The sequence below is a fragment of the Thalassospira sp. UBA848 genome (assembly GCF_002295455.1).
Taxonomy (GTDB): domain Bacteria; phylum Pseudomonadota; class Alphaproteobacteria; order Rhodospirillales; family Thalassospiraceae; genus Thalassospira.
In genome coordinates, this window is the sequence record NZ_DBGS01000107.1 from 1 (window position 1) to 9,154 (window position 9,154).

Below are 9,154 nucleotides of genomic sequence, written 5' to 3' on the forward strand. Positions count from 1 at the left end.
ACCCCCGCCTGCGCGGGGGTGACGATGTGTAGAGCAACCCTCTTTATCCGTCATGCCCGCGCAGTCGGGCATCCATATCGGACTACCGCTACCATGGTTTCCGGGCCGCAGCATGGCTCCGCCGGGAATGACGGAAATTGGAAATTGGTCGCACTTTCGCAAAATCGAAATTGCACCGGACGCCAAGCCTGTCCAATATGGCACCCATAGTCAGAATAGATTGATCAGGAGCCCCAAGATGGCCGTTCAGCCCTACGATCCGGAAAACATCTTTGCCAAAATCCTACGCGGCGAAATCCCGTGCACCAAGGTCTATGAAGATGACCACGTGCTGGCGTTTAACGATATCGCGCCGCAGGCCCCGACCCATGTGCTGGTCATCCCCAAGGGTGCTTACACCAGCTATGATGACTTTGCGCAGAATGCCTCGGACGCCGAAATCGTCGCCTACACCCGCGCAATCGGCAAAATCTCCAGGGAAGCTGGCGTCGTTGAAGACGGCTACCGCCTGATCGCCAATACCCGCGAACACGGTCGCCAGGACGTCCCGCACCTGCATGTGCATATCCTCGGTGGTGAAAAACTCCCGCGGATGCTGCCGGGCGCCTAAGCGACTGGAAACCCGTTAAAAAGGCAGGGCCCCGCATTCCGCGCCCTGCCTTTTTTGTCCTAACGTGAACCTGAAATCACCTATGGCACCCAACATCCCCACCGCATCCGAGATTTTCAATGCCCTTGCGGGCAACTGGACGCTTGTGCGCGATTTGGGCGAAGTCGGGCAGTTTACCGGCGATGTCACGTTTCATGCGGCCGATCCCGACAAACCCAACGTGCTGCGCTATCGCGAGGAGGGGTTTTTAACCCGTCCGGATGGCAAGCGGTTTGATGGCTATCGGGAATATGATTTTGTCCTGCACGAGGACCCCGCAGCAATCGAGCTTCTGTTTCGCGACCCTTTGAGTTTCGGCAATCGCTATGTGTTGCTGCAATTTGGCGAAGAGGGTGACGCGTGCGAATCAGGTCTCTGTGCGCGTGACATTCACCCCTGTGGTGAGGACTTTTATCACCATTGCATGATCTGGAACGGGCCAGATCATTTCGAAACAAAAATAAAAATCACCGGTCCGAAGAAGGATCACCTGCTGCACAGCATCTATCGCCGCGCCTACCATCCCGAAAGACGAGACACCCGTCCATAATTTCAAATACTTGCCGCTTTATTCTGACAAACCGGATTGACTTGCCAAACCGAGTACCCAATCACGAAAGGCGCGCACTTCCGGCACGTCCTGACGGCTTTCCGGCGTGATCAGATAATAGGAGCCGCTGGATTTCAGCCACGCATCACTGACGATTTCAAGGCTGCCCTCGGCAAGTGGTCCTTCGATCAAAACCCTTGGTAACAGGGCGATTCCCATGCCTGCCATGGCGGCTTCGATCAGCATGAAGAAGTGTTCAAAGGCCGGTCCGGGCGCACCGGTGACGGCAATCCCGTTGGCCTGTGCCCAGTCATGCCAAGCCTTGGGCCGGGTGGTGTGGACCAGTCGCGGATAGCGTCCGATCAGTTCTGACGGTTCAACAGGGTGGTTTTCGGCCTTCGCATCACCTGAAGCAACATATCCGGGTTTGGCAACAACCACTTGAATTTCATCAAAAAGCTTGTCGCAGATCATGCCGGGCCAGCGACCGTCACCGAAATAAAGCCCGACATCCATCTGGCGCGCGCCAAGGTCCGGGCTGCGTTCCGGAGTGGCGAAATTAAGTGCCAGGGTTTCGATCACCGGGCGGATATCGGGATGTTCGTTTTGGAATCGATTTAATCTTGGAATAAGCCAGCTGCTGGCCAGGGTATGCAGCGCACCGATAACCAGTTTCCGTTCCCCCGCGCCATGGGTCACCAGATCAAGGGTGGCGGCCTCGATCTCGTCGAGGGCCCGGCGCAGACTGGGCAGATAGGCCCGACCGGCTTCGCGCAGGGCCAGTTTCGGGCCATTGCGCTCAAACAAGCTCATGCCAAGGCTGGCTTCAAGATTGGCGACCTGTTGGCTGATCGCACCGGAGGTGACGGAAAGTTCCGCAGCCGCGCGGGCAAAGCTGCCAAGCCGGGCGGCGGCTTCGAACGCGCGCAGGGCATTGAGCGGCGGGGTGGTCGGGCGCAGCGCCATAGCAATAGTTTTCCTATTGATAAGTCCAGAACTTCTGATTTTACCCGCCACATTCTGACGTATTAGAGTAGTTCCAACAACACATCGTTAGATAATCTGGATAATCTTTGAGGTTGACCATGTCTTCGCCATCCCTGCCACCGTTCCATCTGGCCTTCCCGATCAAATCGATATCTGACACCCGCGCGTTCTATATCGATATCCTCGGCTGTGATGAAGGCCGCTCGACCGAAGCCTGGATTGATTTTGATTTCTTTGGCCATCAGCTTTCTGCCCATGTCCGCCCCGAAGCCGGCCAGAACAAGGGGTCTGGTGATGTCGATGGCGATGCAGTGCCAATCCCGCATTTCGGGGCGGTTCTGGAATGGGAAAAATGGCACGAACTGGCCGACAAGCTGAAGGCGGCCAATGTCAAATTCCTGCTCGAACCCAAGATCCGCTTTAAGGGTGAGCCAGGCGAGCAGGGCACCTTCTTTGTCGAAGACCCGGCAGGAAATGGTCTTGAATTCAAGACCTTCCGCGACCCGGCCATGATCTTTGCCCACTGATTTGGGCGTTTAAAGGCACGTAACCGGCCTTGTGAAAGCGGGCCGGTCCATGACAGACTGTAATTGACGCGCCAATTGACGCGCCGGAACGCTTTGCGCTCTGGCGCGTTTGATATGTACAGAACCTTTTATCGTCCCGACTTTCCAAGCATTGACCAGGAGACCCCGATGGCAACCACCAACGCCCCGCTCAACATTCTGATTTCCGCTGCCGGCGATGATCAAAAGTGGAAAAGCGTGATGGTTGACCGCCTGCCGGACGCCAATATCGTAACCGAAGAAGATAATTACGATCCTGAAACAATTGATTATGCCCTGTTCTGGAAACAGCCACAGGGTTTGATCAAGACGCTTCCGAAGCTCAAGGCGATCTTCTCGCTTGGGGCGGGGGTGGATCATGTTGTTTCATCGCCCAGTCTACCGACCGACTTGCCGGTTATTCGGCTTGAGGATGCCGGTATGGCGGATCAGATGGTGCAGTATCATCTTTATGCCGCCCTGCATTTCATGCGTGACTTTGATGTTTATAGCGCCCAGCAGGCAAATGGCGACTGGACCCCGCATGACGTGGCGCGCATTTCGCAGTGCCGGGTCGGTGTCATGGGCCTTGGCGCGCTGGGCTCTGCGGTTGCCTCATCGCTTTCCAATCTCGGCTTTACCGTGTCGGGCTGGAGCCGCTCGATGAAGGCGATTGAAGGCATTTCGACCTATGCCGGGAAAGAAACGCTTGCCGAGTTTCTGGGTCAGTCCGATATCCTGATCTGCCTTCTGCCGCGCACCTCCGAGACCGAAAATGTCCTGAACAGCGACACGCTTTCCTCCCTGCCCAAGGGGGCTGCAATCATCAATGCCGCCCGTGGGGCCATGATCAACGAGGCAGATTTGCTGCGCGCGATTGATACCGGCCATCTGCGCGGCGCGTTTCTGGATGTCGCAGCGACCGAACCGCTGCCCGAAAGCCATCCGTTCTGGGATCATGGGAAAATCCGCATCACCCCGCATATTGCGGCTGCCACCCGGTTTGAGGAATCCGTCGATCAGATTGCCGAAAACCTGGATCGTCTGGCACGCGGCGAAACCCCGCGCGGCTTGGTCAATCGCGAAACCGGCTACTAAGCCGCTACATCGCGGACACACACCCTTCAGACCCGACCCCGCGCAAACGTCCCGCCGGGTCGGGTTTTGCTTGTCCAGCTGCGGGCTTTCTGCAAAAGAAGGAGGATCGCCCGCCAAACCGGTGGCGTTGCTGTTAAACAGGATTTCCGATGTCAGCCAAAACCTTTGTTGCGCTTCGCGTTGAATGTGACGCCGCCACCGCCTTTGATCAGTTTACCAATGAGATTGATCACTGGTGGAAGCAGGGGCCGCGCAACCGCCTGATCGGCAATCGACCGGGTATCATGGAATTTGGCGAAAGCGGCGGCGTGCGCTATTTGCAGGAAGTCGATAAACGCCGCCCCGATTTTATCGTCCGTGCAGGTAAGGTCACCAGGTGGGAACCAGGCAAGCGCCTTGCCTTTGAATGGCAATGGCCGATGGCCGATCCCAAGGAGCCGGCGACATTGGTCGATATCCGGTTTAGCGCGCAGGGCGATTACACCCGCATCACGCTGGAACATCTTGGCCTTGAAAAGCTGTCCATGGCCCATCCCGGCCGCAATGGCCTGAATGACAACCGCTTCAAGCCGATGATGACCCATTACTGGCAGGCCCATCTGGTTTCATTGCGAAACCAAATCAAACTGCTTTCAAGCAACTCAAGCCCGGCCTGATCCGGCAAAATCAATCTTCGCAAACAACGCGCTTAGCCAGTCGACAAAGACCCGTACCCGGACGGAAAGCTGGCGGTTTTGCGGATACAGGATCGACACCGGCATGGGGTCAGGCGGGCAATCGGGCAGGATTTCGACCAGCTTGCCCGATTGAAGGTCATCTGCGACGCGATAACGCGGCACCTGCACAATCCCCAATCCGGCGGCGGCACAGGCGGCATAGCTGTCCGCCCCGGTCACCGAAATGCTTGCGGGCAGCATGACGTCGCACACCTTGCCATCAATTGTAAAATCAAGCGGGATTGGCTGATCATCCGCGCCTGACAGGAAACAAACCATCTGATGGCCCTGACTTTTAAGGTCATCAACGGTTTTGGGCATGCCGATGCGTGCAATGTAATCCGGGCTTGCCACGGTGGCCTCGTGCAAAAGGGCAAGCCTGCGCCCGATCATGGATGAATTGGCCAGATCACCACTGCGCAGGACGCAATCAAAGCCTTCATGCACCAGATCGACAAAACGATCGCCATCGGCCAGCACCAGCTCAATCCCCGGATAGCGACCCCGAAAATCACCAAGGGCAGGGATGATAAAGGTCCGCGCCAGCGTGCCTTGCAGGTTCACCCGCAGCAATCCCTTGGGATCGGCATTGGTAAAGCTGCCATCGGCTTCTTCAAGATCGGCGAGAATCCTGATACAGCGCTGATAATAAGCCTCCCCGTCATGGGTGGGGTTAACCGTGCGTGTCGTGCGTTCCAGCAACCGGGTGCCCAGCCGGTCTTCCAATCGCTGGATGGAATTGGTCATGGTCGCACGCGGGATCAAAAGATCACTCGCCGCCTTGGTAAAGCTTTTGCGCTCCACCACGCGCACGAAGTTGCGCATTTCCTCAAACCGGTCCATTCGCCATCCTGATTGTTATTCAATTTCGAATAATGATGTCGAATATAACCTAATTATCCGAAAAGTCATCTTGGGCATAGTCGGCCCATGCCCTTGCGGCCCCCTTAATCACCGAGGAGACTTTTCATGTCTGCCAATCAAAACAGAACCGCCATCATCACCGGCGCATCGCGCGGCATTGGTGTGGCCCTTGCCAAGCGTCTGGCAGCGGATGGCTTTGCCGTTGTCATCAACTATGCCAACTCTGCCGGGCCTGCCGAAGAACTGGCCGAAACCCTGAAATCCCGGGGCCACAAGGCGCTGGCCATTCAGGCCGATATCGCCCGTCCGGACGCGGTCACCGCCCTGTTTGACAAGACCATCACCGAATTTGGCGGGGTTGATGTCATTGTGAACAATGCCGGTGTCATGACGACCACCCCGATTGCCGACATGGATGACACCACCTATGACGCGATGATGGACATCAATGTCCGTGGCACATTCAACATGCTGCGCGAAGGTGCCAAACATCTTCGTGATCATGGCCGGGTGATCAATTTTTCAACCACTGCCCTGCACCTCAAACTGCCGGGCTACGCCGTCTATAACGCGACCAAGGCCGCGGTAGAGGCAATGACGGGCGTTTTCGCCAAGGAACTGCGCGGTCGCCAGATCACCGTCAATACCGTTGCCCCGGGGCCGGTGGCAACCGAACTGTTCCTCAATGGCAAGACCGATGAACAGGTTGCCAATTTCGCAAAGATGCCACCGCTTGAACGCCTTGGTGAACCTGATGACATCGCGGGTGTTGTGTCCTTCCTGGCCGGGCCGGATTCCGGTTGGGTCGATGGTCAGACGATCCGTGCCAATGGCGGCCTGGCCTAAATCGGCCAACGGGCCCAATCCCGCGCATTTGCAGGCTTGATTGGTCGGTGATCGACAGTGATCCCCCATCCCCGTGCCGGTTTTCTGCCAATAATGCCTGCATGACACGCAATGATGCCCCCTGATACGCAAACAGGTGGCATCATTGCCATTTGGCATCTGCCCCGCGCACCAAAGGTGAACGCGCATAGCGCTTTGAAACCTTGTGCAAATACCGGGCTTTGCGCATCATGTCCCGCCATCAGGAAAGGGACATTCATGCCAAACGCCACCCAAACACCGGACCACCCGGCTGACATCACGTTTCGCTATGCCATCCGCGATGATCTGCCCGCCATCGTCGCCCTTCTGGCCGATGATGAAAAAGGCAAAACCCGCGAAGAATTCACTGATCCGCTGCCCGACGCCTATTACGCCGCGTTTGACGCCATGGAATCGCAATCAACCGATGCACTGCCCAACAAATACCTGCTTGCCCTTCAGGGCACGGATATTGTCGGTTGTTTGCAGCTGACCCTGATTGCCGGTTTGTCGCGCCGCGGCCAACTGCGCGCCCAGATCGAGGGGGTCCGGGTGGCCAGCAGCGCGCGCGGTCAGAAGATTGGCGAAAAGCTGATCACACAGTCCATTACGATTTCGAAATCACTTGGTGCGGCCCTGGTGCAGTTCACCACCGACAAGACCCGCAAGGATGCCCATCGCTTCTATGAACGGCTTGGTTTTATTGCCAGCCACGAAGGCATGAAACTTCAGATTTCCTAGGGATTTTTGCAATATTGCGCGGCCCAGGTCGGTCATTTTTCGCACACGCAACCACAGCGGCGTCAAAGTCTGATAGGATGGGCTATGAAACACACAGCACAAGATCGGAGACTTCCATGAATTTGATCGAGTTGCAGGACCTTGCCCGCGAACGCGGCTTTTCGCATGTGTTCAGTGCATCGGATAACCACGTCACATGTGATGGCAAACAGGCAAAATACAGCCCTGATGACCTGACCATCATCGATTCCCGTTCCGTCGATGCCGGAACCGACCCGGGCGATGACGCCACGTTGTACATGATCGAGGCCAATGACGGCACGCGCGGCATGCTGATTGTGCCCAGCAGTTTCGATACCGACCGCAACAAGGCCGACCTGATCGACCATCTGCGCCGCAAGCACGGCTGAATTCGGAACAAGCGGCCAAGGCTTGCGTTTTACCCTTATCAGACACTTTTTTGATCAAGGAGGCCGCAATGACCTTGGCTGATCTTCAGGAAAATGCCAAAGACCACGGTTTTGAACACCATTTCATGGCTGAAGAAAACGGTGTGCGCAGTGACGGCACAGGCAAGCTTTATACTCCGGACGAATTGCGCCTTGTTCATTCCAACAGCACCGATCACGGCACCGATCCGGGTGATGAGGCAACGCTGTTCATGATCGAAGCCAATGACGGCACCAAGGGTGTCATGATCATGGCCGATGCCTTTCATGCTGACCCGCACAAGGCCGAAATCATTGATATCCTGCGCCGCAAGCGCGCAGCCTGACCCCAAGGGTGTCCGGGATCCCCGCCCGATTGGCAATGCGATGCAGATCGACGCTACCGGGGTGGAAATTCGCAAAATGAACACAAACATGCACCTGTAGCGACATAAATAGCGGGCAGGTTCTGTTCGCCGCCATCGCAACCTGAGTGGAAAAGGCTCTCAATGTCAGATCTTTTGCCGTTCATTCGTGCCTGGGTCACGGATCCCAGAAAAGTATCAGCCATCTCGCCTTCAAGCCCGGCACTTGCACGGTTGATCACATCAGAAGTCACCGCCCAACGCACCCCGGTTCTGGAACTCGGACCGGGGACAGGTGTGTTTACCCGAGCGCTTCTCGATCGCGGGATAAACCAGAACGACCTGACCTTGATCGAAGCCGGACCGGATTTTTCCCGCCTGTTGTCAAAGCGCTACCCCAAGGCCCGCATTCTGCAAATGGATGCCTGCCGCCTTGGTCGCCATGGCCTGTTTGGCCGCGGCGAGCTGGCAAGCGCAATCAGTGGTCTGCCGCTTCTTTCGATGACACCGCGCCAGATCATGGGGATTTTATCGGGCAGCTTTGAATATCTGCGCGAAGACGGCGCGTTTTATCAGTTCACCTATGGCCCGCGCTGCCCGGTGCCTGCGGCCATCCTTGCCCGCCTTGACCTGCAGGCAACGCGCATCGGCACTACGGTCCGCAATGTCCCGCCCTCGTCGGTCTACAAGATCGAACGCAAACGCCGCCCCGAAATCGTCAGCGAAGTCCGCAAATCCGCCTGATTGGCCAGTGAGCCTAGCAACACAAAAAAGGGCACCAACGGCATGGTACCCCTTTTATCTGTATCATCGCCCTTTAAAGCCGATGGAAACGGTTGATCACCACAAGTGATGGACGCGCGGGGCGATGCGCTGCTCATAGATATTGCGCAGTTCACCGATCACCTCTGGCGACAGCGGTGCAACGTCACTTGCTGCAGCATTCGCTGCGGCCTGCGCCGCATTCTTTGCCCCGGGGATCACAACACCAACAGCATCTTCCATCAAAATCCAGCGCAGGGCAAACTGCGCCATGGTGATGTTCTCGGGAACCAAGCGGCGGATTTCCTCGACTGCCTCAAGCGCAACATCAAACGGCACGCCGGCGAATGTTTCGCCCTTGTCAAACTCCTCGCCATTGCGGTTAAACGCACGATGGTCATCGGCGGCAAAAGCGGTATCCTTGGTCATCTTGCCGGTCAGAAGACCGGACGCCAGCGGTACCCGCACGATAACCCCGACATTTTTTGCTTTTGCCTCGCGGAAAAACAGTCCCGACGGGCGTTGGCGGAAGATGTTGTAAATGATCTGAACCGACGCAACCCCGGGATATTCGATGGCTTT

General features: G+C 56.7%; 13 protein-coding genes. 10 read left to right on the forward strand and 3 right to left on the reverse strand.

Annotation, left to right across the window (positions count from 1 at the left end):
- Positions 1 to 238: 238 nt before the first annotated feature.
- Entirely contained in the window at positions 239 to 610 is a 372-nt protein-coding gene (locus tag B2R48_RS14820; RefSeq protein WP_297001902.1) for a histidine triad nucleotide-binding protein, read from the forward strand.
- 82 nt (positions 611 to 692) lie between these two features.
- Positions 693 to 1,199 carry a DUF6314 family protein gene (locus B2R48_RS14825; RefSeq protein WP_297001903.1) on the forward strand — a complete coding sequence of 169 codons (507 nt, stop codon included), beginning with the start codon at positions 693 to 695 and terminating at the stop codon, positions 1,197 to 1,199.
- 18 nt (positions 1,200 to 1,217) lie between these two features.
- On the opposite strand, the gene B2R48_RS14830 is transcribed toward B2R48_RS14825, so the two are convergent.
- Complete coding sequence (locus B2R48_RS14830) at positions 1,218 to 2,165, reverse strand: LysR substrate-binding domain-containing protein (RefSeq protein ID WP_297001906.1); 948 nt, start codon at positions 2,163 to 2,165, stop codon at positions 1,218 to 1,220.
- Positions 2,166 to 2,284: 119 nt separating this feature from the next.
- On the opposite strand from B2R48_RS14830, the gene B2R48_RS14835 reads away from it, so the two are divergent.
- The 3 genes from B2R48_RS14835 to B2R48_RS14845 all read left to right on the forward strand — a co-directional run bounded on the left by B2R48_RS14835 (position 2,285) and on the right by B2R48_RS14845 (position 4,485).
- Positions 2,285 to 2,713, forward strand: coding sequence for a VOC family protein (locus B2R48_RS14835; RefSeq protein WP_297001909.1), 429 nt, complete (start codon positions 2,285 to 2,287; stop codon positions 2,711 to 2,713).
- A gap of 168 nt (positions 2,714 to 2,881) precedes the next feature.
- On the forward strand, positions 2,882 to 3,829 hold the full coding sequence (locus B2R48_RS14840; RefSeq protein ID WP_297001910.1) for a 2-hydroxyacid dehydrogenase: 948 nt from the start codon (positions 2,882 to 2,884) through the stop codon (positions 3,827 to 3,829).
- 149 nt (positions 3,830 to 3,978) lie between these two features.
- Complete coding sequence (locus B2R48_RS14845; RefSeq protein WP_297001914.1) at positions 3,979 to 4,485, forward strand: SRPBCC domain-containing protein; 507 nt, start codon at positions 3,979 to 3,981, stop codon at positions 4,483 to 4,485.
- On the opposite strand, the gene B2R48_RS14850 is transcribed toward B2R48_RS14845, so the two are convergent.
- Complete coding sequence (locus B2R48_RS14850) at positions 4,471 to 5,388, reverse strand: LysR family transcriptional regulator (protein WP_297001917.1); 918 nt, start codon at positions 5,386 to 5,388, stop codon at positions 4,471 to 4,473. The two genes, B2R48_RS14845 and B2R48_RS14850, sit on opposite strands and share 15 nt — an antisense overlap.
- 126 nt (positions 5,389 to 5,514) lie before the next feature.
- Here B2R48_RS14850 and B2R48_RS14855 point away from each other — a divergent pair, with 126 nt between their 5' ends.
- The 5 genes from B2R48_RS14855 to B2R48_RS14875 all read left to right on the forward strand — a co-directional run bounded on the left by B2R48_RS14855 (position 5,515) and on the right by B2R48_RS14875 (position 8,554).
- Positions 5,515 to 6,255, forward strand: a complete 741-nt coding sequence (locus B2R48_RS14855; protein WP_297001919.1) for an SDR family oxidoreductase — start codon at positions 5,515 to 5,517, stop codon at positions 6,253 to 6,255.
- A 258-nt stretch (positions 6,256 to 6,513) separates the two neighbouring features.
- A complete protein-coding gene (locus B2R48_RS14860) occupies positions 6,514 to 7,017 on the forward strand; it encodes a GNAT family N-acetyltransferase (RefSeq protein ID WP_297001921.1) in 504 nt (167 codons plus the stop codon).
- A 116-nt stretch (positions 7,018 to 7,133) separates the two neighbouring features.
- On the forward strand, positions 7,134 to 7,427 hold the full coding sequence (locus B2R48_RS14865; protein WP_062957104.1) for a hypothetical protein: 294 nt from the start codon (positions 7,134 to 7,136) through the stop codon (positions 7,425 to 7,427).
- Between the two features lie 68 nt (positions 7,428 to 7,495).
- Positions 7,496 to 7,792, forward strand: a complete 297-nt coding sequence (locus B2R48_RS14870; RefSeq protein WP_062957103.1) for a hypothetical protein — start codon at positions 7,496 to 7,498, stop codon at positions 7,790 to 7,792.
- Between the two features lie 162 nt (positions 7,793 to 7,954).
- Positions 7,955 to 8,554 carry a class I SAM-dependent methyltransferase gene (locus tag B2R48_RS14875; RefSeq protein WP_062957102.1) on the forward strand — a complete coding sequence of 200 codons (600 nt, stop codon included), beginning with the start codon at positions 7,955 to 7,957 and terminating at the stop codon, positions 8,552 to 8,554.
- Positions 8,555 to 8,650: 96 nt separating this feature from the next.
- On the opposite strand, the gene B2R48_RS14880 is transcribed toward B2R48_RS14875, so the two are convergent.
- Positions 8,651 to 9,154: aldo/keto reductase (locus tag B2R48_RS14880; protein WP_297001926.1), on the reverse strand; the 504-nt coding region annotated here is incomplete at its 5' end.

What these genes read in the sequence shown, in the direction of transcription:
- B2R48_RS14850 (WP_297001917.1), bottom strand. Translation starts at nt 5,388, where the DNA reads ATGGACCGGTTTGAGGAAATGCGCAACTTCGTGCGCGTGGTGGAGCGC.
- B2R48_RS14875 (WP_062957102.1), top strand. Translation starts at nt 7,955, where the DNA reads ATGTCAGATCTTTTGCCGTTCATTCGTGCCTGGGTCACGGATCCCAGA.
- B2R48_RS14820 (WP_297001902.1), top strand. Translation starts at nt 239, where the DNA reads ATGGCCGTTCAGCCCTACGATCCGGAAAACATCTTTGCCAAAATCCTA.
- B2R48_RS14870 (WP_062957103.1), top strand. Translation starts at nt 7,496, where the DNA reads ATGACCTTGGCTGATCTTCAGGAAAATGCCAAAGACCACGGTTTTGAA.
- B2R48_RS14840 (WP_297001910.1), top strand. Translation starts at nt 2,882, where the DNA reads ATGGCAACCACCAACGCCCCGCTCAACATTCTGATTTCCGCTGCCGGC.
- B2R48_RS14860 (WP_297001921.1), top strand. Translation starts at nt 6,514, where the DNA reads ATGCCAAACGCCACCCAAACACCGGACCACCCGGCTGACATCACGTTT.
- B2R48_RS14865 (WP_062957104.1), top strand. Translation starts at nt 7,134, where the DNA reads ATGAATTTGATCGAGTTGCAGGACCTTGCCCGCGAACGCGGCTTTTCG.
- B2R48_RS14845 (WP_297001914.1), top strand. Translation starts at nt 3,979, where the DNA reads ATGTCAGCCAAAACCTTTGTTGCGCTTCGCGTTGAATGTGACGCCGCC.
- B2R48_RS14835 (WP_297001909.1), top strand. Translation starts at nt 2,285, where the DNA reads ATGTCTTCGCCATCCCTGCCACCGTTCCATCTGGCCTTCCCGATCAAA.
- B2R48_RS14830 (WP_297001906.1), bottom strand. Translation starts at nt 2,165, where the DNA reads ATGGCGCTGCGCCCGACCACCCCGCCGCTCAATGCCCTGCGCGCGTTC.
- B2R48_RS14825 (WP_297001903.1), top strand. Translation starts at nt 693, where the DNA reads ATGGCACCCAACATCCCCACCGCATCCGAGATTTTCAATGCCCTTGCG.
- B2R48_RS14855 (WP_297001919.1), top strand. Translation starts at nt 5,515, where the DNA reads ATGTCTGCCAATCAAAACAGAACCGCCATCATCACCGGCGCATCGCGC.